Raw genomic sequence first — 26,137 nt, 5'->3', positions numbered from 1 at the left:
TTGATGAGCGATACCCCCACGCGCAAGCCCGGCCCACAGCATCCCCACAAGGAGGACGCCGTGGAACGCGACCTCGACGAAGCGCTTGAGGAGACGTTTCCGGCGAGCGATCCCGTGTCCATCGAAGTCGACAAACCGAAGCGGGTTCCCGCGTCGCGACCCAGCGAGACGAAGCGTCTCGACAAGGGGCTGGAGGAAACCTTCCCGGCAAGCGATCCGGTTTCCATCGACACCGGTAAGACGCCGAAGCCGTAATAATTGCTGTGCAATGCCGGGAGATTGCGTCCCGATGCTTCGGGAACTTGCTCGCAGCCCCGTCCTGCGGGGCCGCGGCAGAAAAATAAATGTCCGGTCCGACGCGGGTTTGCCGCCCGGGCGGGGCGAATTCGTGGCAAAATGCCGCGCCTGACTCTCTCAGGCTGGGACTGTAGGAAATAAATGGCGGCAGGTACGGTAAAAAAAGTTCGACGCTACGCGCTGGAAACCATCGACGTGATGGGACAGAGCGGGCTTGGCGTCGTCGAACGCCCGGATGGGCGTTTCGTCATGTATCCGGAATACTGGACACAGACGCAGGCGCTCAGCCAGAAAATGCGCACGCTGTATCGCCGTAACTGCCAGCTCGAATACCAATTGGCAAAGCTCACGCGTGAGCTCGACCGTCTGCGCAGCGTGGTCGATACGCCGCGTCCCGCCGGTAATCCGCAGGCGTCGTTGCCCGGCACCGACGTGCCGCAGCCCGAACCCAAGCTCGAACGCAAGACGGCCGGCGATCTGCCGCCCCGACGACGTAAACGCGCCGCCTGAGCGCCATTGCCGTCACGACGCTATGTGATGCAGCAACGACGTCAACGGCCATGACCCTGCAAGTCCTCCCGATTCATCCGGTTACAGCGAAACCCAAGTCCTCGTCATTTCCCATTAACAGCCAGCTTATTGCCCGCTTCGCCGACCATCATGGCGCTTACCGCATCGCAACTCGAAACCTTTCGTAACGACGGTTATCTGATCCTTCCGCGCTACGTCGCGCAGGCCGACTGCGAGGCGATTCTGGCCGATGTGCGAGCGCAGTTGGCGGCGGCCACGCTACCGCTCGAATTCGAAGCCGATGTGGGCTATGAGGGGGCGCCGCAATCGCGCGAGGCCGAGGGTGGCCAGACAGTTCGCCGTCTGCTCAAGGCTTACGATCGCGGCGATGCACTTCGCAACTGGGCCACGCGCCCGGATCTGATCGAATCGCTTGCCCAGATCTTCGGCGAAGACGTGGTGCTGACGCTCGCGCATCACAATTGCGTCATGACGAAACATCCGCACTTCGGTACGGCGACCGGCTGGCATCGCGATATTCGCTATTGGTCATTCCCCGAGAACTCACTGGTTTCGGTCTGGCTGGCGCTGGGGCCGGAGACGCGCGACAACGGCGCGCTTCGCTTCATTCCCGGTTCGCACCGCGAGCAACTCCAGCCGCATCAGCTCGATTCGCTGGACTTCCTGCGTCCCGACGAGCCGGACAATGGGCCGCTCGTGGCGCGCGGCAAGCAGGTTGAGCTTGCACAAGGCGACGTCGTGCTGTTCCACAGCGGACTATTTCACGCGGCTGGCCGCAATGAGGGCGATACCACCAAATTCTCGGTCGTGTTCGCATACCGGGGCGAGAGCAATCCGCCGAAACCGGGGACGCGTTCTGCCTCGGCAGGCGAGGTCGAACTCGGCCACTGATGCCAATTTGGGTGCTTTCCTAAACCGGTAGGCACCTTTTCCCGCGTAGACTCTCCGGCCACCCTTATGGTGTCGCGCGCTGACGCACGTGAGCCGCATCGTTCCGATATCGATGCCGTGCCGCGCCAGTAATCTGCGTGACGCCATTCCATGAACCAGTGACGTGTCGCTCCCGCGCGGTGCAAAGCCGCGTGGAACGAGTGGCTGCACGTCCGTTTCCGGAGGAGACACGTGTCCCATTTACCCATCTCACCTGCTGCCCCAGCGGCATCGCCCTCTGCTATCGATGCTTCGGGCGAAGCGAGCCGTGCCACCTGGGGATCGCGGCTGGGTTTTGTGCTCGCCGCCGCCGGCTCTGCCGTTGGCCTGGGTGCGGTCTGGAAATTTCCGTACGTCGTCGGGCAGCACGGCGGCGGTGCGTTCCTCGCCGTCTATCTGGCCTGTGTGCTGACGCTCGGCGTCGCCCTGTTGCTGGCAGAGATGACGGTTGGCCGCCTGACGGGGCAGTCCATTACGACCGCATTGCGCACGCTCGGCGGTCGTGCCTGGGCGTGGGTCGGCCGCATCGCCACGTTCAATGCATTCGCGATTCTCTCGTTCTACGTCGTGGTCGGTGGCTGGACGGTGACGTACCTGATGCGCGCATTCACCGGTTCGGTCCTCGCGAACGATACGCAGCGGCTGGTCGCGGAGTTCTCGGCGTTCACCGCAAATCCGGTGGCATCACTTGCGAGCATGGGGGTGTTTCTCGGGATGACGGCGTTGATCGTAGCGGCCGGTGTGCAGAAAGGAATCGAGCGGGCAGGCAAGTGGCTCATGCCTGCGCTGTTCCTGCTGATGTTGCTGGTCATTGCCCGGGCGCTCACGTTGCCCGGCGCGATGGCGGGTGTGGCCTGGTTCCTTACGCCCGACTTTTCGATGATCTCTGGCAAGACGTTGCTCGAAGCACTGGGACTGGCGTTCTTCTCGTTGTCGCTGGGGGCGGGCATGATCGTGGTCTACGGATCCTATCTGCCGCGCGATGCACGGCTCGCTGGTTCGGCCGTCTGGGTCGCAACGCTCGCGACGCTCGCGTGCTGCCTTGCCGGTCTGATGATTCTCCCCGCCGTGTTCGCGTTCGGCGTACCGCCCGACGCCGGTCCCGGCCTCACATTCATCACCATGCCGGCCATCTTTGCGCAGATGCCGTTCGGCCACGCCATTGCCATCGCGTTCTTTTTGCTGTTGCTGTTCGCTGCGCTGACCTCGGCCGTCTCGCTGTTCGAGCCGGTCACGGCCTTTCTGATCGACGAATATCAATGGCGGCGTGGTCGGGCAGTCCTCGCCGTGTTCGTCGCGACATTCCTGTTCGGTGCACCGGCGGCTCTGTCGTTCGGCATCTGGTCGGAGGTGCGACTGTTCGACCGTACGATCTTCGATCTGATGGACTACGTCACCGTCAATCTGCTGATGCCGGTGGGTGGGCTTTGCATCGCGATCTTCGTCGGAGCGTGCATCTGGCCCAAGGCGCGTACTGTGCTGGAAGGTTCGCGCGCGAAGTGGTTTGTACCGATTTGGCGCGCGCTGCTGCTGGTGCTCACGCCGATTGCTATCTTCGGCGTCTGGTATCAGACGTTCTAAGGAAACGTTCCAAGGCTTCGACGCGGATCGCCGGACGCGGGCACTGACCAAAAGAAAGTGGCGTCAGCACCCGCGTCGGTTGGCGCCGCTTTAGGGCACCGGCGTGCGCATCGTCACCCACTCTTCGGCGGCCGTCGGGTGCACTGCCAACGTGCGATCGAAGTCGGCCTTCGTCGCACCCATCGACAGCGCGACGCCCAGCAACTGCACCTGTTCTCCTGCGTGATCCCCGACCATATGCGCGCCGACGATCTTGTCGGTCACGCCATCGACGAGCAGCTTCATCAGAATCTTTTCCTGACGGCCTGACAGCGTTGCCTTGAGCGGGCGGAAGGTGGCTTTGTACACTTTGAGCTGTGCGTACTGTGCGCGGGCCTCACTCTCGGTCAGTCCGACAACACCGATTTCGGGCGTGCTGAAAACGGCTGTCGGGATCAGTTTGTGGTCGACGCGCGTGGTGCGCTCCCCGAACACCGTATCCGCGAACGCCTGACCTTCGCGAATCGCCATCGGCGTGAGGTTCACGCGATCGGTGACGTCGCCAACGGCAAAGATAGACGGCACATTCGTGCGCGAGAACTCGTCGACGATCACCGCCCCCTTGTCGTTAAGTGCCACGCCGCTTGCCGCCAGCCCGAGTCCTTGCGTGTACGGCACACGCCCCGCAGCGCTCAGCAGCACGTCCGCTTCGTGCGCGCTGCCGTCCGACAGCGTAATGCGCAAGCCGTCCTGAATCTTCTCTGCACGCTCGATCGTACGCTCAAGCAGGATCTCAATACCTCGCTCGCGATACGCGGCTTCAAGCGACGTCCGAACTTCCTCGTCGAAACCACGCAGCAAATGCGGCCCACGATGCACGACGCTCACCTTCGAGCCCAGCCCGGCGAAAACGCCTGCGAATTCCAGTGCAATGTAACCGCCGCCGATGATCGTAATCCGCTCGGGGAGCGATTCGAGATGAAACACTTCGTTTGACGAAATGGCGTGCTCGCGTCCGACGAAGTGCGGCTGATCTGCCGGACGTCCGCCCGTTGCGATCAGGATGTTGCGCGCGGTCACGCGCTCACCGGTGGCGGGCAGTACGACCGTGTGCGGGCCTTCGACCACGGCGCGCGCGGCGATGAGTTCGGCCCCCGCGCGTTCGAGGTTAGTCGTATAGATGCCTTCGAGTCGCGCAATCTCGGCGTCCTTGCGGGCGATCAGCGTTTTCCAGTCGAACTTGGGGGAGGGGACTTCCCAGCCGAAACCCGCGGCGTCTTCGAATTCGTCGGCAAACCGGCTGGCATAGACCAACAGCTTCTTCGGCACGCAACCGCGAATGACGCACGTGCCACCCACGCGAAACTCTTCTGCGACCTTCACGCGAGCGCCGTATTGCGCGGCGACGCGTGCGGCCCTTACGCCACCCGAACCGGCACCGATCACGAACAGATCCACATCGAACTGGGACATTGCTGACTCCTTTATGTCATTGGGCACACCGGACAGTCGGTCGATGGCCCCGTGCTGCTAGCGTTGAGCGATTGTGCCAGAGACATGCTCCCTACATCGGGGGGGCGCCGACATTTTCGGAGGCATCCGAGTCCCGGGTCGGTCAACGCCTCATTGACCGTGATTAAAACGTGGAGATGCCTCGCCATAACACGCATCGTCCGTCAATTCGGGTTTTCGCACGGTCGTGCGCTTTCGTTGATCCACATCAATGCGTCAGACGAAACGTGGGACGACAATCGAAGCGTCGAAAGTAGATCAATGCTTCACCGGCGAGCGCGGACACCGGCCCACAAGGCGATGAAAACGTATCGTCGATGATCAATCGCGGTTGCCGGATGTTTCTGAAGTGAAACAAATCTCGGGAATTCTTCGGACATCTGCGAATGGTGGAATAAGAAGTGTATAAGAATCAAACAGTTGTCTCTCGTGGTCCGAAATTTGCTCTGACTAACTCAAGACAGGCGGGAATCACCGCCGATACACGAGGATGTCATGACGAAGTCGCTTACCCGCCTGATGGGCGCCAGCTCGGCGCTGGCGTTGTTGTGTTGCTTCTGGATGGTGGCATCGGCACATGCCGCCAATCCGTCGCATACCGTGAATCCCACCGGTGTGCCGACGGCGACGAAGACCGCAACGGCGCAGGCCAAGTCTGGCGTCCGGCCGACACGGGCCGCACGTTCGAAGCGTGCGGCCCGGGCGTCGGCCCGGGTGTCGCCCCATACGGCGCCGGGGTCGCCGCCGCCAGCGCTTGTAGGTGCGGCCCCCGCGCCGTGGCACGACGTATTCGCGGACGCGGGTGCGTGGGCGGCAGACCCGGTCATCGTCAGCGGTCGCACGCTAAGCGGGACGCTCGGCAATGCCGGGCTGACGTCGGGCGCGGATGGCATGGTGAACGGACCGCGCGCCGGACTCACGGGGCTGTATCAGACGCTCTGGCATCGCGCGTTGACCAATCCCGTCCTCAATACCCAGTTGTTCGCCGGTGCACCGGAATACTTCGGACTGCATTTCTAGGCATTCGCGCTTCGCGGCGAGTCATATCGCCTTCGCGGATCGCGTCGCCGTTTCATTTGCGATGCGTTTCGGGCAGTCGGGACGTCCGGACCTCCCGGGCCTTTGATGGGCCGGTACATCCCGAACGCGTTGCGTGCCGAACTCACCGCCGCGTTGATCGCAGTCCTGTGCGTCTGAAAGCACGTGGGACTGCCGTACTTCGTTCATTCCCCGCCACGCTTGCCTGTGCCGTGCCCGTATTGCCTCACGCTGCGTCATGGCGTGCGGCCAATGGTGCTCGCCTATGTCCTGTGCTTGCCTCGCCAAGTTCAATGCGGGTAGGATTGATCCGCAGTTCAAGCGTGGCATTTCCTCAAGACATGCCGACTGCCGGCATGCCATTCCGTTCCGGAGCCCCCTTATGAGCACGCCTGACGTTTCTGTGCAAAGCCCTCCCCAGAAGAAAGCGATACCCATCGGACTCATTGCCGGTGTGATCGTGATGATTGCCGTGCTCTTTATTCCGATGCCTGACGATCTGCCGGTCGCAGGCCATCGCATGCTGGCCATTCTCGCCTTCGCCGTGGTGGTGTGGATTACCGAGGCCGTCTCGTACGAGGCCAGCGCCATCATCATCACCTCTCTGATGGCGTTTCTCGTGGGCACTGCGCCCACGGTGCAGGATCCGAGCGTCGAGTACGGCACGTCGCGCGCTATCAGCATGGCGCTTGCCGGGTTCTCCAACTCGGCCCTCGCGCTGGTGGCCGGTGCGCTCTTCATCGCTGCGGCGATGACCCTCACCGGGCTCGACCGTCGCATCGCCCTCGTGACCCTCTCCAGGATCGGAACCAGCACGCGCCGCGTGATGATCGGCGCCGTTGCCGTCACTATCCTGCTTTCGCTTGTCGTTCCCAGCGCCACCGCCCGTAGCGCCTGTGTGGTGCCGATCATGATGGGCGTGATTGCCGCGTTCGGCGTCGACAAACGCTCGAACATCGCCGCAGGCATCATGATCATCGTGGCGCAGGCGACCAGTATCTGGAACGTCGGTATTCAGACGGCGGCTGCACAGAACCTGCTGACCGTGGGCTTCATGGACAAGATGCTGGGTGACCGCATTACGTGGGCTGAGTGGCTTGTCGCGGGCGCACCGTGGGCGATCATCATGTCGGTGGTGCTTGTGGTGCTCGTACTCAAGCTGATGCCGCCCGAGGCCGACGCCATTGCTGGCGGCAAAGAAGCCGTCGAGGCGCAACTGCGTGACATGGGGCCGATGACGAGTGCGCAAAAGCGTTTGCTCGCCGTGTCGATCGGACTGCTGCTTTTCTGGGCAACGGAGGGCAAGCTTCACCGCTTCGATACGACCTCGGTCACCTACGTGGGTCTGGTGGTGCTGATGCTGCCGCGCTTTGGCGTGATGACCTGGAAGGACGTGCAGTCGCGCATTCCCTGGGGTACCGTGATCGTGTTCGGGGTCGGTATCAGTCTTGGCACCGCATTGCTCACGACGCAGGCGGGACAGTGGCTGGGTAATCACGTGGTCGCTGCAACGGGCCTCGATTCGCTGCCGACGTTGTCGATCTTCGCGATACTGGCGGCATTCCTCATTCTCATTCACCTGGGTTTCGCGAGCGCCACGGCGCTGACCTCGGCCATGCTGCCGATTCTGATTGCGGTGCTGCAAACCTTGCCGGGCGACTTTAACCGGCTGGGCATGACCATGTTGCTCGGCTTCACGGTCAGCTTCGGTTTCATCCTGCCGATCAACGCACCGCAGAACATGGTGTGTCTGGGCACCGACACGTTCACCGCCAAACAATTCGCCAAGGTGGGGATCATCGTCACGGTCGTGGGTTACGCTTTGCTGCTGGTGTTCGCCGCGACGTACTGGCGCTGGCTGGGCTGGTTGTAATGCGCGCCTGCAGCGCTCGATGAATAAGGAGTCACTATGCGAATCCCCCTGAAAGACGCCGTCGACTTCGGCAAACAACTGCTGCTCGCGCAGGGCGTGCCGGATGACATCGCGCTCGACGTCGCTGAGCATCTCGTAGAAGCGGACCGTGTCGGCTATGCGAGTCACGGCCTGTCGATTCTGCCGACCTATCGCAAAGTGCTTGAGGACGGACAGGTCAATCCGAGCGGACGTCCGAGCGTGCTCACCGATCACGGCAATCTGTTGTTGTTCGAGGGCAATCGCGGTTTCGGGCAACACGTCGGCAAGTTCGTGGTGGAGCATGCGATTGCGCGTGCCTTCGACAAGGGCGTGGCGATTCTGACGCTGCGCAACAGCCACCATCTGGGCCGCATGGGCCAGTATGGTGAGATGGCGGCGCATCAAGGGCTGGTGTTCATGGCGTTCACGAATGTGACGAACCGTCAGCCGATGGTCGCACCGTACGGCGGCAGCGAGCCGCGCCTGACGACCAATCCATTGTGCTTTGCGGGGCCGTTACCGAACAACCGTCCGCCGCTGGTGGTGGACATGGCGACGAGCGCCATCGCCATCAACAAGGCACGTGTGCTGGCGGCCGAAGGCAAACAAGCGCCGCCCGGCTCGCTGATCGACGGTTACGGTAATCCGTCGACCGATCCGAATGCGCTCTTCACCGAGCCGTTCGGTGCGTTACTGCCGTTCGGTGGACACAAGGGCTACGCGCTGGGCATCGTAACGGAGTTGCTGGCGGGTGTGCTCTCGGGCGGTGGCACGATACAGCCGGAGCACCCGCGTGCGGGTGTGGCGACGAACAACATGTTCGCCATCGTGCTCAACCCACAAGTCGACTTCGCCGCGACGTGGCGCTCGCACGAGGTGGAGGCGTTCATCGACTATCTGACGTCATGCCCGCCGCAGCCTGGCTTCGACCGCGTCCAGTATCCCGGCGAATATGAGGCAGACAACCGCAAGAAGCACCATGACCACATCGACCTCACGACACCGATTTGGGAGTCGCTATTGAAGATGTCGACGGAACTCGGTGTGGCGACGCCACAAACGTTGTGATGTTCTTGGCCGACTCGTGGCGCGACAGGGTTCGCGTCCGGGTTCGCCGGAACTTATGAAGGACACGGCGCGATGACAGCGCTGCAGCAGGCTCAGGCGGCGGAAGTCGTGTCGCAGGGAGAAGTGAAATACATGGCATTACTCAAGGTAGATGTGGTCAGTACCGAACGCGCGATTTTCTCGGGCGAGGCGCGCTTCGTGGAAATCCCCGGCTCGGCAGGTGAGTTGGGGGTGTTGCCGGGGCACACGCCGCTGCTCTCGGGCGTGCGTCCCGGGACGGTGCGCATCGAGGGTGTCGACGGTACCGAGACATTCCTGTACATCGCTGGCGGCTTCGTCGAGATCCAGCCCGATCGGGTGACGGTGCTCGCCGACACGGCCATGCGTGCCGACAGTCTCGATCAGGCGCGCGCCGAGCGTGCCCGTGAAGCGGCTGCTGCATTGTTGGAACAACAGACCGGCGACATCGATTACGCCAAGGCGCAGGCCGAGCTGGCCGAAGCCGTGGCGCAACTGCAAGCCATTCGCCGTCTGCGCAAACAAAAGTCGCGCGCGCAAGGCGATTAATCGTCGTTAGTCTTCAGGTCGCCCGTGGGCGACCTTCATACCGGCTGACCTCCAGCCTCTTAAAGCCAGTCGGTCCTCATCGGGCCGATCGCTGGCTTTTGTCTCGCTGATCCCTCAATGGACATCGCCTGAGCACCATCGACAGATGGCGCAGCGCAGGCGTGCGCCACCTCCAGTCGCCACTCGGCGATTCCATATCGAGTTCCGCCGTCGCTCCCCAAGGTGCAACCGCTTGAGGTAAACCCTGAAACGATTCCGCTTGCGCCATTTTTTTGGAATAACTATATTGCTTTCAGATAATAGTTATTGCAGTGAGATAACTGTTTAGCGGGAAATGCGATGATCGCATTGTCGCCATCTCAATGCACGCGTGATGTCCACGCGTCGGTGCCCTTGGAGTTCAAATGAGCGAGACAGCAAAGCAAACGGAGCAGGAAGTTCTCTTCACGCAGGTTGGCAAGGTGGCGGTAATCACCTTGAATCGTCCGCAGGCGCTCAATGCCTGGACGATTGCCATGCGCGAACTGATCATCGACGCGCTCCAGCGTTTCAATGCCGACGACAACGTGGCGGCCGTGATCATGACCGGTGCCGGTCGCGCGTTCTCGGCCGGACAGGATCTGGCCGAAGCGAAGCATTTCGACGGCGACACGGCCATCGAGTGGATCAAGGGCTGGGAGCACTACTACGACGTGATCCGTAGTCTGAAGAAGCCGCTGGTCATGGCGCTGAACGGCACGGCCGCAGGCTCGGCCTTCCAGGTGTCGCTGCTGGGCGACATTCGCGTCGGCCATCCGGGCGTGCGCATGGGGCAGCCGGAGATCAACGCCGGTATCGCGAGCACAACCGGTCCGTGGATCATGAATCACATGCTGGGGCTGTCGCGCACGATCGAGTTGACGCTCACCGGCCGTCTGATGGATGCGGACGAGAGCCATCGTCTTGGCCTGATCCATCACCTCGTGCCGGAAGACAAGGTATTCGACAAGGCGCTGGAAATCGCGACGGAACTCGCCGAGAAGCCGCCGGTGGCGATGCGTCTGGACAAGCAGCGCTTCCGCGAAATGACCGAAGGCACGTTCCAGGACGCTATCGAAGCAGGCATGCGCATTCAGCGCGAGTCGTACGAGTCGGGTGAACCGGCGCGCATGATGGCCGCGTTTTTTGCCAAGCGTGCCGCAAAGGCCGAAACGGCAAAGGCCTGACGCTGCCACTACCGGCCGATCCGTAAGAGGTCGCCATCGATTGAAGCGTTCCCCCCGTCGTTGCCTGCGCGCACCCAGTCACAACGGCGCGACGGGCGGCAACCCACACAGGGCAGGCATGTTGCGTCTGTCCATCGCACAAGCGGAGTTCCTTATGTCTCACTCGCACGACCCGCAAAATCCGTCCCGCCGCCGTCTGCTTCAAATGGCCGGTGTCACTGCACTGGCTGGCTCGGTGCCGATGCTGGCGTCGCACACGGCGTTCGCTCAGGCCAAGCAGTTGATCGTCTCCGATCCGGGTGGCCCGTACACCGTCGCTTATCGCCGGGCGTTCTACGACCCGTTCGAGAAGGCGACCGGCATCAAGGTCGTGAGCGTGGCACGCGACTCGCAACCGGTGGCGCAGTTCGCGGCGATGGTGCAGACGAAGAACTTCGTGTGGGACGTCACTACGCTCACGCTGTCGGCCGATATTCCTTACCTCGAATCGAAGGGCTTTCTCGAGCCGGTCGGCATGAAGGCTGCCGACTTCCCCGGCATCATGCCCGAGGCCGTGACGGCCGACTGGCTGGGGGTCGACGTCTACTCGACCGTGCTGGCTTATCGCACCGACAAGTTCCAGAAGGACGCGCCGCAGACGTGGGCCGACTTCTGGGACGTGAAGCGTTTCCCGGGCCGCCGTTCGCTGCGCCGCAGCCCGCTCGACACGCTGGAACAGGCGCTCATGGCTGACGGCGTGCCCATCGACAAGCTGTATCCGCTCGATCTCGACCGTGCCTTCAAGTCGCTCGACAAGATCAAGCCGCACATCAACCTCTGGTGGACGTCGGGGGCGCAGGCCATGCAGGCGATCCAGAGCGGCGACGTCGACATGATGTCGACGTGGAACGGGCGTGCGCAGGCGGCCATCGACAACAAGGCGCCGGTGAAGATCGTCTGGAACCAGGGGCTGTATTCCATCGAAGGGTGGGGGATTCCGAAGGGCACGCCGCGCGCCGAGTTCGCGAAGCAGTTCGTGCGCTTCTGCGGCGATCCGGCCCGGCAGGCGCTCATCACGCAAGACCTCGCTTACGGTCCGACCAACCTCAAGGCATTCGACGGTATTCCCAAGGAGCGCGCGCCGCTGCTACCGACTGCGCCTGCCAACCTCAAGGGTATGCGTCTGCCGAGCCCGCAGTGGTGGGCCGAGAACCGTACGAAGGCCACCGAGCGTTTCAACGCGTGGCTGCTGTCGTAAGCATCGATGCAAGTGTTGTGAATACCGGAGCAGGATGAGCACGAATATGAGCACCAAACTGGAAACCATCGGTCTTGCCAAGACGTACCGCGAGACGCCCGCGCTTCTGCCGACGGATCTGCGCGTCGCGGCAGGGGAATTTCTCACGTTGCTCGGGCCTTCGGGCTCGGGCAAGACCACGCTGCTGCAAATGATCTCGGGGCTGGTCGAGCCCAGTGCGGGCCAGTTGCTGATCGACGGGCGCGACGCCACGCACGATGCACCGGGCAAACGTGGCATCGGGATGGTGTTCCAGAGCTATGCGCTCTTTCCGCACATGACCGTCTGGGAGAACGTGGCGTATGGCTTGCGCATGCGCAAGCTGCCGCGCGCCGAGTTGGGACCGGCCGTCGACGCAGCGCTCGCCATGGTCAAGATGCAGGCGTTTGCGCAACGTCTGCCTTCGGAGTTGTCGGGCGGTCAGCAGCAGCGTATCGCACTGGCACGCTGCTTCGCGTTTCGTCCGTCGATCATCCTGCTCGACGAGCCGCTCGGTGCGCTCGACAAGAAGTTGCGCGAGCACATGCAACTGGAAATCCGGCGTCTGCATCAGGAACTGGGCGCAACGTTCATCTATGTGACGCACGATCAGGATGAGGCGCTGACGCTATCCGACCGCATCTGTCTGATGAATCAGGCGCGCATCGAACAGATCGGCACACCGGCGCAGTTGTACGACCGTCCGGCCACGCGTTTTGCCGCCGACTTCCTTGGGCATTCGAATTTACTCGATGGTGTGGTGGAGCGACTGGCGGACGGGCGCGTCGCGCTGCGCGTGGGTGAGCGTCTGGTGCCCATCGGCCCGAGCCCGGACTTGCCGGCGGCCGGCGCGGCGAGTCTGCTCGTGCGCCCGGAGGCGGCCCGGCTGACGACGCCGGAAGACGGCGCGCTTGCCGGGACGATTCGCGAAGTGGTCTTTCTCGGCTCGGACACGCGCGCCATCGTGTCGCTGGGGCAGGGCGGTGAATCCGCCACCGCTGCCGACGCCGAGCACGCGCATTTCACCGTGCGTTGTCCGCGTGAGCTGACCCCGCGCGTGGGCGAGCGCGTCGGGCTCGCGTGGGATCACGGCCGCGCCACGCTGCTCACACGCTGAGTCTTCTTTCGCCCAAGTCATCCGCTTCAGGAGTATTTGCCATGTGGCTTGTTCAACGCCTGCCCCAGGCGGGGTCCCGTATTGCCTGGCCGAAACACGTGGCCCGGTGGTTGCCCGCGCTGCCCGCGTTGCTGTTCCTCGCTGTGTTCTTCATCGTGCCGGTCGTCGAGATATTGCAGGGCGGCCTTTACGATGCCGACGGCGTGCTGTCCGTCGCGCAATTCGCGCGCATGACGCACTCGGCCGTCTATATCAAGGTGCTTGGCTCGACCTTCTGGATTGCTTTCCTGACGGCCGCATTGTCGGTGCTGCTGGGCTATCCGGTGGCGTATTTGCTGGCGCGTCTGTCGGCGCGCTCGCGTGAGCGCTGGCTGTTGTGGATCGTGTTGCCGTTCTGGACGAGCTATCTCGTCAAGACTTACGCCTGGATGTTGCTGCTCTCGAAGACGGGCCTGCTCACCACGCTCGCCACGCACCTCGGTCTGCTCGATAGCGCGGGCACGCTCGCGCCGTCGATGACGGGCGTGCTGATCGGCATGGTGCACGCGATGCTGCCGCTCGCCGTCATGACGATGCTGCCGATCATGCGCGGCATCAACATGCAACTCGTGCAGGCAGCGCAAACGCTCGGCGCGGATCGCTCGACGGGCTTCTTCACAGTGTTTCTGCCGTTGTCCGGACCGGGTGCTGCGGCGGCCGGGTTGCTCGTCTTCATTACCAGTCTTGGCTTCTTTATCGTGCCCGCACTGCTGGGCTCGCCGCGTGAGTCGATGGTGGCGCAACTGGTCATTTCGTCTGTGCTTGAATTGTTCGACCTGCGGTTTGCGGGCGCACTGTCGACGGTCCTGCTGCTGTGTTCCATCGTCGTGTTCTTCGTGTACGACCGGGTGGTCGGTCTGTCGTCGTTGGCCGGAGAGGCGCCGGAACGACGCGCAGGGGCGGGTGGGCGCATGCTGCCTGTGCTGATGAGCGTCGGACGTCTCGCGGGCGAGCTGTCGTTCTCGCGAGGCAGCGAGCGGGCGGGCGGCGGTCTGGGTCTGAAGGCCTATACGTGGGCGGTTGTGCTCGCGCTGGTGCTGCCGATTGCATTCGTCGTGCCGCTGGCGTTCACGAAGCAGTCGTTCGTGTCGTTCCCGCCAGAGCTGTTCACCATCAAGTGGTTCGTGGCATTTCTCGAATCCAGCGTCTGGCAGGCGGCGTTGTGGCGCTCGCTGGGTGTGGGCTTCGCGACGGCCGCGCTCGCGCTCGTGCTTGGCTTTGGGGCGAGTCTGGCGCTTGTCCGGTTGCCGTCGCGCTGGCGCAAGCCGCTGTTCGCCGTGTTCATCGCGCCGCTGATCGTGCCGCGCATCGTCGTCGCCGTCGGTCTGCTGTATCTGTTTGCGCGGTGGGAACTGGCGGGCACCAATGCGGGCCTCGTCATCGGTCACACCGTGCTGGCGATTCCGTACGTGGTCGTCACCTTGTCGGCGAGCTTCAAGCGCTTCGACTGGCGGCTCGACGACGCGGCCAAGATGCTCGGCGCGTCGGCCTTCACCCGCGTGCGCACCGTGCTGCTGCCGTTGCTCGCGGCAAGTCTCGGCTCGGCGTTCCTGTTCGCTTTCATCGTGTCGTTCGACGACCTGACGATTGCCATCTTCGTCTCCGGCGGGATCAACACCACGCTGCCCAAGCAGATGTGGGACGACATCCAACTGGCTGTCACACCGACATTGGCCGCTGTCGCCACGTCGCTGGTCTTCCTGATGGTGTTCGTCGTCTGGTTGTCTTCCATCTTCAAACGCAAGAGCTACTGATACCTGCGGATTCTCGTATGTCCATGTCTAACGTTGCCCGAGTTGCGCCGGTGAGTGCGCAGACGTCTTCGGCGTCGGAATCGTCACACGCATCACCCATGTCGTCTCATTCTTATCTTCAGTACTTCCCGCAGCGGGCCGAAGGCGACTCGCTCGATGTCGTGCCGCTGCTCATGGCGGGACTTAATCAACGTGAGGGGGCTTCACCGAAGCCGGTCGTCGTGTTCGAGGGCGAGGCGATCGACCGTGCACAGATGGCGGCGCGAGTCGGCGCGATGCAGGCCTGGTTTGCCGCGCAGGGACTCGTGCCGGGCGATCGCGTGGCGGTCATGCTGGGCAACAGCGCCGCGCAAGTCGCCCTGATCTATGCGCTCATGCTCTCGGGCCTCGTGTGGGTGCCGGTCAATACGCGTCTGAAAGGCGACGGCATCGAGTATCTGCTGGGGCACGCCAAACCGAAGCTGCTCATTGCCGAACCGTCGTTCGCCGACGCACTCGACGCGGGCGTCGCGCTGGCCGCCGGGCAGCCAGGACATCACGGCACACAGGTGGTGCGCTACTGGCTGTCGGACGTCATGGCGCAGGCCGCTGCGCATGCGGGAAAGGCGCCGGTTGCGGCGGCCGTCACCCCGGCATCGGTGCTTTGCATCATCTACACCTCGGGGACGACGGGGGCGCCCAAGGGGGTGCTGTTCACGCACCGCATGATGCGCATTGCCAGCGAGGCGGCGTTGCGCGTGGCCGATGCGGGTGAGGGCGACCGCTTGTTCCTGTGGGAGCCGTTGTGCCACATTGGCGGCGCGCAAATGTTGTTGATCCCGTTTCTCGTGGATGTCGAGATGCACGTGGTCGAGCGCTTCTCGGCGAGCCGCTTCTGGCAGCAGTGCGAGCAGTCTCAGGCCACGCATCTTCACTACCTTGGCGGCATTCTGGACATCCTCATGCAGTTGCCGCGCGACGCGCAACCGGCGACGAATTCCCTGCGTGTGGCATGGGGCGCGGGTGTCTCGGCGAGCGCCTGGCAGGCAACGCGCGACCGTCTGGGTTGTGTGCTGCGCGAGTGCTACGGCATGACCGAGTGCTCAAGCTTCGCCACGCTCAACGACGCCGATCAACCCGGTTCCATCGGTCATGCGTTGCCCTGGCTGACGCTGGAACTGCTCGATGACGCGGGCGAGCCAGTGGCGGATGGGGAGCCGGGGGAGATCGTGCTGTCGAGCGATGTCGAAGGCGTGTTCCTGCCGGGATATCTCGATAATCCCGACGCCACGGCGAAAGCGTTGCGTGACGGCAAGCTGTACACGGGCGACAGCGCGCGCCGCAGTGCCGACGGCAGTCTGGTTTTCATCGGACGTCGCACCGACAGCATGCGTGTACGGGGCGAGAACGTCTCTGCGTGGGAAATCGAGCGGGTGTTTGCACGGCATCCGGCGGTGGCGGCGTGTGCGGCGATTGGCGTGGCGAGTGAGATCGGCGAGCAGGACGTCATGCTGTACGTACAGTTCCGCGAATCGGCGGTCGACTGGACGACGTTGTCCACATGGGCGGCGGAGCGTCTCGCCAGCTATCAGCGACCGCGCTACTATCGTGAGACCGCGCAGTTCGAGACGACGCCATCGGAGCGAATCCGTAAACACTTGTTGTCGCGAGACACGCATGGCGCGTGGGAGTGGGTCGCAACGAAATGAGGCAGCAAGTGCGTAAGGGCTGAACGTGGATTTAGAGTTATCGCATAAAGATAGAAGGCTATTTTTATGCGATAATCCCGCCAAATCCGTCAAAACACCCATCTGACTGTGGCCACCACCAAAACCCCGCGCAGCCGCGCGAAAGACAAGACCGCCGTCACTTCCACCTCGGCCGAGACGCCGTCGGCAGCGTCGTCGACCGAGTCTACGCTGTATGTCAATTCCGTCGAAAAGGCGATGAAGGTGCTCACCGCGTTCGACGGCTCGAAGCGTCATCTGTCGCTGTCCGAAATTGCGGTGGCGACCGGCCTCGACATCAGCGCCGCACAGCGTTTCACGTTCACGCTCTCGGCGCTGGGTTATCTGCTGAAGGATCCGCAGAGCAAGAAGTACGAACTCTCGCCGAAGCTGCTGGATTTCACGTATCACTATCTCGTCTCGAATGAACTGGTCAGTCGCGCGGCACCCTATTTGCAGCAGTTGGCGGCGGAGACGGAAGAGGCAACCAATCTGACCGTGCGTCTCGACACGGACATCGTTTTCGTGTTGCGTATCGTCAGCCGGAGTGTGTTCAATGCCAACGTCATCGTCGGCTCACGTCTGCCCGCATACTGCACGGCGCCTGGGCTGGCAATGCTCGCCACGCTCGACGACGCCGAGATCGACGATATTCTGGCGCGCACCAACCTCGTCCAGTTCACGCCGTCCACGGTGTCGCAGCCGCGCAAGATCAAGGAGCGGCTCGCCCGCATTCGCAAGCAGGGGTACGCCCACACCGAAGACGAGTTCTTCATGGGCGACATCTCTACGGCAGCGGCCGTCGTCAATCAAGATGGCCGGGCCATCGGGGCGATCAACATTGCCGTGCCGCGTGTGCGCTGGAATGCGGAGCGTGACGAGCGCCGGTTTGCCGATCTCGTGATTCAGACGGCAGGCGCATTGTCGGCGCGGCGGCGTCAGGAAATGTAAGAAAGGCAGTGTAAGGAAGGTTGAGACGTCGTTGCCTGACGGGGCTGAGCGCCCCTTGCTGTCTCAATTTGGCGTGCTAGAATCCCGCCGCATGGATATGGAGCAGTGCTGAATTCAGGGAATTCCGGCGTCGCGCGTCGAAAGACACAGCGGGCCCACAACCGAGTGGGCTTCAGGGAAGCGCGAGACACGCCAGCGACGACGGACACTCCTTAGAGAAACCGATGGCCGGACCGGGGCGGCCAGACGGTGCGCCGCATATGGCGCGCAAGCGGCTGCCGCGTCTTGCCATCTCCAAAATATCGAACCGCTGATCATTCAGTCAGGTTTTATCCCCCGTATTTCAAACTGCGCATGCGCCCGGGGCGGTAATGACCGCCCGTCAGCCGTGCGTACGGGGGACGGAGCCATGGCTCTTGGTTTGTCGCTGCCGGCGCTAGACCTGCCGACGCTACAGTTTGTGACCTTCTTGTTGAGCATTGCGACAGGCATCCTGTTCATGCTCGACGCCTTACGCCGCGATGAGGCCGAATCGCCACGATGGTGGAGTCTGGCCTTCCTGCTCGCGACGTTCTCTCCGGTGCTCTATTTGTTGGCCTCACGAAGCGCGCAGCTCGCGGTGCTCTATCCGCTGGGCAACGCCGTCGCCACGCTGGCGTTCGCCATGGTGTGGAGCGGTGCGCGGCGCTTTTACGGTCAAAGCGTCCAGTGGGTTGCGGTCTTTGGCGGTCCGGCAGTGCTGCTTTGGGGGACGTGGTTGTTCGCGCGCCCGCTTGACGCCTGGAGCGGCGGCGTGCTGTTCTTCTCGCTGCTGGCGCTCTACAGCCTGATGGCGGCCCGGGAGTTCTGGCAGGCCTCGGGGCTACGGCTGCCGAGCAGCATCGTGCTGGCGGTCGTCGCGGTGCTGCATGGGTCGTTTTATACGGCGCGGGCCGTCGCGCTCGTGTGGCTCGGTCCGACCGATTCGCAATTTCTCGCTTGGTTCGGGCCGCAGGTCTCCACGACGGAGATGCTCGTGCTGATCGTCGTCGCCAGTTTCCTGATGGTGTCACTGGGTAAGGAGCGCTCGGAAATTGCGCTGCACCGCGCGGCGACCCGCGATGGGTTGACGCAGGCGTTCAACCGCCCTGAGTTCACACGACTCGCCCGCGAGCAGTTGCGACGTCATGGCGCTGCCCGTGCCCCCGTCGCATTGTTGCTCCTCGATCTGGATCACTTCAAGCGCATCAACGACACTTACGGCCATCCGTTCGGCGACACGGTGCTGCTGCTGTTCGCACGCACCGCATCGCAGCAGCTTCGGGCAGACGATATCTTCGGACGTTACGGCGGCGAGGAGTTTGCGTTGTTCCTGCCAGGCGTGGGCGCCAACGAAGCGCAGACCATCGCAGAGCGCGTACGCGAAGCGTTTGAGCGCTCGGCACGGACGGTGCAGGGAGAGGCGGTTGCCGCGACCGTGAGCATCGGCATCGCGTGCGACGAACGCTCACGCGGTGAGCTGTCATCGCTCGTACAGCGGGCGGATCGCGCCCTGTATCAGGCCAAGGCTGCCGGACGTAATCGCTGTGTGCGCTACACACCGGAGACGGCGATGCCCGTCGTCGATCCGTCCGCTCACCGGGCCGATCGTGGTGATCGTGTTGAACCTGCCGAGGTAGCGACACCGTCGTTGCAAGCGGCTGCGGGAAGTTGAGGAGAGTCTCAGCTCAGTGCCTGAACGCACAGTGCAGGCCATGGCGATCTCGCCTCTCAAACCGATGTCAATCGGTCACCAGCGCCATCGCAATCCGAGCGTGGCAGACACACTCTGCTGGCGGGTATCGTCGATTTGCGTAAGGTAAGCGAGCGTGGCGTACACGCTCGCGTGCTTGTTGAAGCGCCCGGCGACGCCGATGCCAAACTGTGCCGCCGTGGTGTTTGCGCTGCTGACGATCGGCGTGGTGCCACCGAAGATGGCGCGGCCGTCGTTGCCGAACGTATGTATCAGGTTGAACAGCAGGTAAGGACGCAGCAATCCGCGTGCGCCGTCGTAATTGCCTTCCAGACGCGCGCCGATGCGTGCAAGCCAGCTATTGGTGTTGGCGAATGCCACAGACGAGACCGCATCCGTCAAATCGTTGAGTGACTGATGCTGGTAGACGATCTGCGCCTGCGGTTCGAGCATGAGGCCGGGCGTCAGCCGAATCGGCCAGCCGGTTTCGAGCGACGCAGCCACCGCCTTGCCATGCGTGCTCGTATTCATACCGCTGACAGGCTTCGATTCATATTGGAGCGCTGAGCCGAGTACGACCGCGTCGACGTAGGCGAGGTTGGGCATCACATGGGTCCAGTACAGACCCGCGCTGTACATGTCGAGTCCCAGCGATCCTGTATGTGTGTCCATCGATCCCAGTGCGCTGCCCTGCGTGTCGCCATAGGCGCGCGTCCATCCCGCAATGATGCCTATGTGGTCGTGATGTCCGCTGTCCGTGCTGCGCGAGAAGAGAACGTGGCCGACCTGCACGCCGCCGATGTTGCCGTCGAACTGCGGCGACACATCGCCCTTGGCGCGGAACTGTTCTGTTTGGCCCCACACGCGCGCCCAGCCGGCCGGGAGCGCACCGTTCTCCGTCAGCAAGCCCTGTTGCCCCTGACGCTCGTGAAACGTGCCCATCTGCGCAAAGCCCGCGACGCGTGCGATTTCCGGCATGGCCGAATAGACGGGGACTTCCACGCGATAGATGGGCATGGGCGTAGATCCAACGGCCGCCGTTGGCGGACTACCCGCTGCGCCGACAGGCGAAAGCACGGTGGTGACTGTCTGGCCGGTCACCGGGTCGACGTAGGTCACGGCAGTGGCCACCGGCACCGTCGAGCGCAGGAACCAGCTGTTTTCCGAACCGGGGGTCGTACCCCCGCGATACAGGTAGTAGGTGTACGCCCCTTGGCTAACCGTGCCGCCGAGGGCGAACGCGCTGGCGCTCGACGTCGCGCCGCCCACTGCGTTGACCATCGGAATGCCGTTGCCGGTCGTGAGTCCGCCCGCGCCACCCATATTGTTGACGGCAATCGTCGTGCTGCCGCCGATGGTGCCGCCGCTCACGGTCAGCGGGGCGACTTTGGACGAGTCGTCGCCCAGCACGGTATCGATGGCGAGCTTGCCGCCGCTGCCGGTGTAGTTGCCAGCAACGGTCAGCGTGCCGTTGCCGCTGCCGTCGCCCGGGTGTATGGTCCCGGCGTTGGTCAGGTCGCCCGAGAGCGTCCCGGTACCTGCGAGTGTGGCCCCTGCGGCGACTTGAGACGTCGCGCCGCCCAGCGTGCTGCTCAGGTTGAACACACCGCTTTGAAACTGCGCGGTCGTGAAGTTGCCGCTTCCGGTCCATGTCCAGTTGTCGCCCTGCATGTTGAGCGTGCCGAAGTTCACGAAGGCGTTGCTCGCCGCACCCGTGCCCTGTAAGTTGACGCGACTGACCGCACTGTTGCCGCCATCTGCCGTGCCGATAATCTGCGAACCGGTTTGCAGCGTGAGGGTATTGGATTTCGCCGCCGCGTTCATGGCGATGGCGGTGCCGACATCGCTCTCGATAAGGCCTGCGTTGGTGATCGTGATCGTGCCGTTGACCGTGCGAACACCGAAGCCTTGCCGACTGATGATCTGACCGCCCGACTGGTTCACGATGGACGACGTGAAGCCCGATGCAGTGTTCGACACGACGGCGTCGCTGTTGACGCCACGCGCTTCGATGTAGCCGCTGTTCGTGAAGTTATTGTTGTTGCCTTGCATGAAGACGGTGAATGACCGGTTCGACGCGGTGCCGCCCGTAGTGATAAGCGTGCCGCTGTTCGTCACGGTGCTTTGCCCGCCCACGACGCTGATCGCACGGCTCCCGCCGCCATTGGCGGTGATCGTGCCCGTGTTGACGAAGGTGCTGAACAGGCCGAGGCCGGACGATTGCCCCCAGGCCGCAGTCATGCCGAAGGCGTTCGGGCCGTTGACGGTAATCGTCCCGTTGTTGGTCAGCGAACCACGGTTGCCGTTGATGGCCATGCCGTCGTTTTCGTAGCCCGACGTTGAAATGTTGCCGGTGGACGTGTTGACCAGCACATTGTTGTCGTGCGCGCCGAGCATGGCGGCACCGCGCCCGAGCTGGGGAGCGTTGGTCCCGGTGATGCTGACGGTACCGCTGTTGGTGATCGTGCTCGATGTATCGACCGTGATGGTGGCGACGTCGGCTGTGGTCCGGACCGAACTGATATTGGCCCCTTGCTGCACGTTCACGTTGACGCCTGTGCTGCCCGCTTGCGCGGCAACCACGCCATCAGTACCTGTGCAGGTCACGGTTGTGCCACTGGCGGGGGCGACGTTATCGCATGCGGCACGTGCCTGAGCGGTGATGCATAGCGTCAGGGCGATAATCAGGGGTTTGAGGGGCAGGGGCGGCGACTGGTGCGGCGAATGCCGGACGAACTCAACTGCACGTGGTGAGATTGTCATATCGCACTCCTGAGGGTGGCGAGTCTTTATTTCATCGTGCGCAATTCGAGTGAGTTCAAATTAGATGTTCCGCTCGACAATTACAAATGTCGGCGTTGTATTTTGGTGAGTTGTAATAAGTTGTTACCGTTATCTCGATTTTCTAAAGGTTATTGAGGAAATCAGCGTATGCCATCCTCTATTAGTAATTCTCTTCTATGGATTTTCGATGCGTTCGAACGTGACGACACCTTCATGCAGAAGCGGATGTTCGGTGCGCAAGCGGCGTATCTGAACGGGCGGCAATGCGTTGCCGTGATCGACCGGGATCCACCGTGGGATGGGCTGCTGGTGTGCACGTCGCAAGAACACCATGCGTCACTCATCGAGGAGATGCCTGCGTTGCGCCCGCATCCTGTTCTCGGGAAATGGCTTTATATCCCGCAATCGGAAATTGAATTCGAGGCGGTTGTCGAGCGCGTAACGAAATTGATACTTGCCGGAGATTCACGTATTGGCATTGAGCCAAAGCCTAGAAAACCACGTCAATCGGTAAAGAAGCGCGCGTCGATTTTATAAGTGATTTATTAATGAACCGCGCGCTTCGGTATTGCCAATGTCGCTTTAGTCGGCAGCGACGTGAACCATCTCTTCGGTTTCGCCGGGTGCCTTTTTCTTCATGCGGATGAACAGCAATAGCGGCATGACGATAATCGTCAGAAACAGCATGAGACGGAAGTCGTCGAGGTAAGCGATCATCGCTGCCTGACGCGTCACCTCCGCGTTGAGCGCAGCCATCGCGGCCGCCCCGTACGTCTGCGCGTAAGTCTCGACGCCTTGTGTGAACGGCGTGATGCGCTCGGAAAGTACGGCGTGGTTGACCTGCGTATTCTGCGTGAGGAGTGTCTGCACGACAGAGATGCCGATACTGCTGCCGATGTTGCGCGAGAGACTGTAGATCGCTGCACCGTCCGCACGGAACTGGCCGGGTAGCGTGGCGAACGTGACGGTTGTGAGCGGCACGAACACGAAACCCAGCCCAAAACCCTGAATCACGCCCGGCCAGACAATGTCCGACGGACTCAGCGTCAGCGAGTAACCGGCCATCATGTGAAGCGAATAGGCGGTCAGCGCGAAGCCGAAACCCAGCAGATAGCGAACGTCGACCTTGCCGACCAGTCGCCCGACGATCAGCATGGCGGCCATCGTGCCTGCACCGGAAGGTGCCGTGACGAGCCCGGTCAGGATTGCGGGGTAGCCGAACAGGCTTTGCAGCATTGGCGGGAGTAAGGCCCGTGTGGCATAGAGAATGATGCCGACCACGAAGATATAGACGACGCCCGTATTGAAATTCCGGTCGCGCAGCAGGGCACGGTTGAAGAACGAATGTTCGCCCGCAGTCCATGTGTGGACGATGAAGTACGCGAAGCAGATGATTGCGCCCAGCATCTCCAGCCAGATCTCCGTCGAATTCAGCCAGTCCTGCTGTTCGCCCCGGTCGAGCAGGAGTTGCAGCAGACCGATGGCAAGACCCAGTGTGACGAAGCCCAGCGCATCGAACTTGCCCGCTTTCTGTTCCTGCGGCTCTTTCAGATAGGCGGCGATGCCGAGGAAGGCAATCAGCCCGATGGGCAGGTTGATGTAGAACACCCAGCGCCAGTTATAGCTGTCGGTGAGCCAGCCGCCGAGCGATGGTCCGAGAATCGGTCCCACCATCACCCCCATGCCGAAGACGGCCATCGCCGAGCCGTGCTTGCTCGGCGGGTTGATGTCGAGCATGGTCGCCTGCGAGAGCGGCACCAGCGCTGCGCCGCAGATTCCCTGGAACAGACGCGCCGCCACGATCTCGGTAAGTGAGTGGGCCATGCCGCACAGCGCGGAGGCGATGGTGAAGCCTGCAACCGACCACAGGAAGACGCGTCGGCGTCCAAAGCGCGCGCACAGGGTGCCCGTGAGCGGCGTTGCGATGGCGGCGGCCACGATATAGGACGTCAGAACCCAGGTGATCGAGTCCTGCGATGCCGCCAGACTGCCTTGCATGTGGGGCAACGCAACGTTGGCGATGGTGCTGTCGAGCGTCTGCAACACCGTTGCCAGCATGACGGACACGCTGACGAGCGCCCGGTGTTTGCCCGGATCGTCAGCCAATTTGGGGGATGCCACGGTAATTCCTCTGGTAGATCGTCGTTCTGGTCGTGCCCGACGTTGTTATGTGTCGCTGCGCGCTGGAAGGGGCGTTCCCGTCATGACTCCCGCCGGGGTCCGCCCCGGATCGCGCTTGTCTCCTCTTGTTGCCGTGTTCTCCGACGGTTACTCCGGATCTGCCTCCTCACGTCGGCGCACCGATGCCGGGCATTCCGCCTCGGCGCGCGTCAGATTGGTCAGGACTTTGCCGAGCAGCCTGGACAGTTCGGCGCGCTCGGCCGGTGTGAGATCGGCCAGCGCCTCACGTTCCGTGACGTTGGCGAAGGCGACGATGGTGTCGATCTTGGCTTCGGAGGCGTCCGTCAGATAGAGCAGATGGGCGCGTTTATCCTTGGGATCACGTTCGCGACGCACCAGCCCCTTTTCCCGTAGACGGTCCAGCAGGCGCACGAGCGCCATCGGCGTGAGTTCCATGCGCTCGGCGAGTTCGGCCTGCGTTTGCACGCCGTAGCGGTGCAACATCACCAGCACGCGGCATTGAGCGCGTGTCAGATCGAAATTGCCCCGGGCGCGGCGGTCGAACAGGCGCGAGTAAACCCGTGCCGTGTCGTGCACCAGCGTGCCAAACCGGGAAGACCAGTCGATTTTCGGCATGTCCTGGAATGTCGTATTCGATGACCGTGCCGACGTCGAACGGAACAGTTGCGTGCCACGTCGGTTCGGCAAATTAGTAAACAGGTTTAGCATTTTGCCAGAGTCTTTCTTTGGACGGCAACTGTCGCAAATCGGTGACAAAGGGACGGGAAGAAAAGGGCGGGGATATCGGGTTCGGGGGCGTTTCATACGGCGCGACGGGGGTTCCCGGGCGGTTGGCACGACGAACCGACGGGCGGGAGAAGCCGTGCCGTCAAACTGTGAAAAACCTAACGAAAATAAGCACTTGACACTTCGCCTCGGCGGGTCAAGAAAGGAATTGTGCGATGCACCGGCGTCAGCGCCCGTGCACGGCACCAGCCCTTTTATTGACCTTAAGGAGTGTCAATCATGTTTGACCTTGCACAAGCTTCGGATGTCCTCTCGATGACCCATGCAGACCGGGCGACCGGAGCCCCCCGTCCTGCGTCGTCAGCCACGTCCGGGATTGGCGCGCTGCGCGAAGAACGTCTGCCGTTTGTCGTCACCATCGCGAGCGACGAGTCGTCGTTGCGCGACGCCGTTGCGATGCGCCAGGCGGCCTACGGCCGCCATTTGCCCGAGCTCGCAGCAACGCTGAGCGAGCCGGAGATCAGCGACCGGGAACCGGGCGCCGTCGTCCTTGTGGCGCGCGCCCGGCTCGACGGCGCAGTGCTCGGCACGATGCGGATCCAGACCAATCGCTATCAGGCATTGCATCTTGAGGATTCCGCACCGTTGCCCGAATGGCTCGACAGCGCGGCACTTGCGGAAGCCACGCGTCTCGGCGTGGTGGCGGGGCCGGTGGGACGCGTCGTTAAGACGGCGCTTTTCAAGGCGTTCTATCAGTACTGCCTGGTCTCAGGTATCGACTGGATGGTGATTACGGCCCGCCCGCCGTTGCATCGCCAATACGAAGCGCTGATGTTCGCGGACGTCTTCCCGTCGCAGGGCCTGATCCCGATGGCGCATGTCGGCGGCATCGGGCATCGGGTGCTGGCGCTGGATGTGGCGCAGGCACGCACGCGCTGGCAGTCGGCAGGTCACCCCTTGTTTGCCTACATGTGCCTCACCCATCACCCCGACTTGCGTCTCGGCATGCCGGGCGAAGGGGAGGCCGGGCAGGCTCGGCACGACGATGGGCCAGTGCCGGTTGAAGCCAGTGTTGGCGCGCATTTGCGGGATTTATCTTTTGGTGCCGACGAGGTACGATGCGTAGCAGCAGGCTACAGCCTGGCGGTGTAATGCCGTTATTCGAAATAACGTTATCCCGTCGTTCGCAACAGTCAGTGGTTTGCACGACGGCGGTAACGCGTAGGACGGGCGAGAGACACCTGCCCGTGTCGGCCGGAGGAGGGCCGCACGGGACAGGGCCGGCCCGGCCGGGGAGGCGAGCTTCGATGCTCGCCTCGTCCGGAGATCGACACGGGGGCGACCAACGAG

At 62.7% G+C, this 26,137-nt stretch carries 21 protein-coding genes; 17 read left to right on the top strand and 4 right to left on the bottom strand.

Going from position 1 to position 26,137, the window contains the following annotated elements; all coding sequences use genetic code 11:
• Positions 1 to 3: 3 nt before the first annotated feature.
• The 4 genes from NA29_RS12720 (at position 4) to NA29_RS12705 (ending at position 3,339) form a co-directional block, all read left to right on the top strand.
• Positions 4 to 255: a hypothetical protein gene (locus tag NA29_RS12720; RefSeq protein ID WP_039398579.1), complete on the top strand. Its 252-nt coding sequence runs from the start codon at positions 4 to 6 to the stop codon at positions 253 to 255.
• Between the two features lie 183 nt (positions 256 to 438).
• Positions 439 to 807 carry a hypothetical protein gene (locus tag NA29_RS12715; protein ID WP_039398577.1) on the top strand — a complete coding sequence of 123 codons (369 nt, stop codon included), beginning with the start codon at positions 439 to 441 and terminating at the stop codon, positions 805 to 807.
• A gap of 150 nt (positions 808 to 957) precedes the next feature.
• Complete coding sequence (locus tag NA29_RS12710; protein ID WP_039403349.1) at positions 958 to 1,719, top strand: phytanoyl-CoA dioxygenase family protein; 762 nt, start codon at positions 958 to 960, stop codon at positions 1,717 to 1,719.
• Positions 1,720 to 1,950: 231 nt separating this feature from the next.
• Positions 1,951 to 3,339: a sodium-dependent transporter gene (locus NA29_RS12705; protein WP_084103710.1), complete on the top strand. Its 1,389-nt coding sequence runs from the start codon at positions 1,951 to 1,953 to the stop codon at positions 3,337 to 3,339.
• Between the two features lie 90 nt (positions 3,340 to 3,429).
• Here NA29_RS12705 and gor read toward each other — a convergent pair whose 3' ends face one another.
• The gene (gene gor, locus NA29_RS12700) at positions 3,430 to 4,791 is read right to left on the bottom strand and encodes a glutathione-disulfide reductase (protein WP_039398575.1); all 1,362 of its coding nucleotides are present in this window, start codon (positions 4,789 to 4,791) and stop codon (positions 3,430 to 3,432) included.
• A gap of 534 nt (positions 4,792 to 5,325) precedes the next feature.
• On the opposite strand from gor, the gene NA29_RS12695 reads away from it, so the two are divergent.
• The 11 genes from NA29_RS12695 (at position 5,326) to NA29_RS12645 (ending at position 19,117) form a co-directional block, all read left to right on the top strand.
• Positions 5,326 to 5,850, top strand: a complete 525-nt coding sequence (locus NA29_RS12695; RefSeq protein WP_039398572.1) for a hypothetical protein — start codon at positions 5,326 to 5,328, stop codon at positions 5,848 to 5,850.
• A gap of 400 nt (positions 5,851 to 6,250) precedes the next feature.
• Complete coding sequence (locus NA29_RS12690; protein WP_039398570.1) at positions 6,251 to 7,741, top strand: DASS family sodium-coupled anion symporter; 1,491 nt, start codon at positions 6,251 to 6,253, stop codon at positions 7,739 to 7,741.
• A 36-nt stretch (positions 7,742 to 7,777) separates the two neighbouring features.
• Complete coding sequence (locus NA29_RS12685) at positions 7,778 to 8,830, top strand: Ldh family oxidoreductase (RefSeq protein WP_039398568.1); 1,053 nt, start codon at positions 7,778 to 7,780, stop codon at positions 8,828 to 8,830.
• Positions 8,831 to 8,962: 132 nt separating this feature from the next.
• The gene (locus tag NA29_RS12680; protein WP_039403343.1) at positions 8,963 to 9,397 is read left to right on the top strand and encodes a F0F1 ATP synthase subunit epsilon; all 435 of its coding nucleotides are present in this window, start codon (positions 8,963 to 8,965) and stop codon (positions 9,395 to 9,397) included.
• A gap of 404 nt (positions 9,398 to 9,801) precedes the next feature.
• Positions 9,802 to 10,602, top strand: coding sequence for an enoyl-CoA hydratase/isomerase family protein (locus tag NA29_RS12675; protein WP_039398566.1), 801 nt, complete (start codon positions 9,802 to 9,804; stop codon positions 10,600 to 10,602).
• Between the two features lie 154 nt (positions 10,603 to 10,756).
• The gene (locus tag NA29_RS12670; RefSeq protein WP_039403340.1) at positions 10,757 to 11,839 is read left to right on the top strand and encodes an ABC transporter substrate-binding protein; all 1,083 of its coding nucleotides are present in this window, start codon (positions 10,757 to 10,759) and stop codon (positions 11,837 to 11,839) included.
• Between the two features lie 46 nt (positions 11,840 to 11,885).
• Positions 11,886 to 12,974: an ABC transporter ATP-binding protein gene (locus NA29_RS12665; protein ID WP_039403337.1), complete on the top strand. Its 1,089-nt coding sequence runs from the start codon at positions 11,886 to 11,888 to the stop codon at positions 12,972 to 12,974.
• A 41-nt stretch (positions 12,975 to 13,015) separates the two neighbouring features.
• Positions 13,016 to 14,767: an ABC transporter permease subunit gene (locus tag NA29_RS12660; protein ID WP_039398564.1), complete on the top strand. Its 1,752-nt coding sequence runs from the start codon at positions 13,016 to 13,018 to the stop codon at positions 14,765 to 14,767.
• Positions 14,768 to 14,865: 98 nt separating this feature from the next.
• The gene (locus NA29_RS12655; RefSeq protein ID WP_039398562.1) at positions 14,866 to 16,455 is read left to right on the top strand and encodes an AMP-binding protein; all 1,590 of its coding nucleotides are present in this window, start codon (positions 14,866 to 14,868) and stop codon (positions 16,453 to 16,455) included.
• A 237-nt stretch (positions 16,456 to 16,692) separates the two neighbouring features.
• Positions 16,693 to 17,424 carry an IclR family transcriptional regulator gene (locus NA29_RS12650; protein WP_095178540.1) on the top strand — a complete coding sequence of 244 codons (732 nt, stop codon included), beginning with the start codon at positions 16,693 to 16,695 and terminating at the stop codon, positions 17,422 to 17,424.
• Between the two features lie 409 nt (positions 17,425 to 17,833).
• Positions 17,834 to 19,117: a GGDEF domain-containing protein gene (locus tag NA29_RS12645; RefSeq protein WP_039398558.1), complete on the top strand. Its 1,284-nt coding sequence runs from the start codon at positions 17,834 to 17,836 to the stop codon at positions 19,115 to 19,117.
• Between the two features lie 75 nt (positions 19,118 to 19,192).
• Here the strand turns inward: NA29_RS12645 and NA29_RS12640 are convergent, their stop codons facing one another.
• Positions 19,193 to 21,898, bottom strand: coding sequence for an autotransporter family protein (locus tag NA29_RS12640; RefSeq protein WP_084103706.1), 2,706 nt, complete (start codon positions 21,896 to 21,898; stop codon positions 19,193 to 19,195).
• A gap of 168 nt (positions 21,899 to 22,066) precedes the next feature.
• Here NA29_RS12640 and NA29_RS12635 point away from each other — a divergent pair, with 168 nt between their 5' ends.
• On the top strand, positions 22,067 to 22,456 hold the full coding sequence (locus NA29_RS12635) for a hypothetical protein (protein WP_072633278.1): 390 nt from the start codon (positions 22,067 to 22,069) through the stop codon (positions 22,454 to 22,456).
• A gap of 45 nt (positions 22,457 to 22,501) precedes the next feature.
• On the opposite strand, the gene NA29_RS12630 is transcribed toward NA29_RS12635, so the two are convergent.
• Positions 22,502 to 23,977: an MDR family MFS transporter gene (locus NA29_RS12630; RefSeq protein WP_231965180.1), complete on the bottom strand. Its 1,476-nt coding sequence runs from the start codon at positions 23,975 to 23,977 to the stop codon at positions 22,502 to 22,504.
• A 210-nt stretch (positions 23,978 to 24,187) separates the two neighbouring features.
• A complete protein-coding gene (locus tag NA29_RS12625; RefSeq protein ID WP_072633277.1) occupies positions 24,188 to 24,676 on the bottom strand; it encodes a MarR family winged helix-turn-helix transcriptional regulator in 489 nt (162 codons plus the stop codon).
• 390 nt (positions 24,677 to 25,066) lie between these two features.
• Here NA29_RS12625 and NA29_RS12620 point away from each other — a divergent pair, with 390 nt between their 5' ends.
• Entirely contained in the window at positions 25,067 to 25,939 is an 873-nt protein-coding gene (locus NA29_RS12620; protein WP_052252894.1) for an N-acyl amino acid synthase FeeM domain-containing protein, read from the top strand.
• Positions 25,940 to 26,137: the final 198 nt, after the last annotated feature.

It is taken from the genome of Pandoraea sputorum (assembly GCF_000814845.2).
GTDB classification, from domain to species: domain Bacteria; phylum Pseudomonadota; class Gammaproteobacteria; order Burkholderiales; family Burkholderiaceae; genus Pandoraea; species Pandoraea sputorum.
This window is presented reverse-complemented; position numbering and strand designations above follow the sequence as displayed.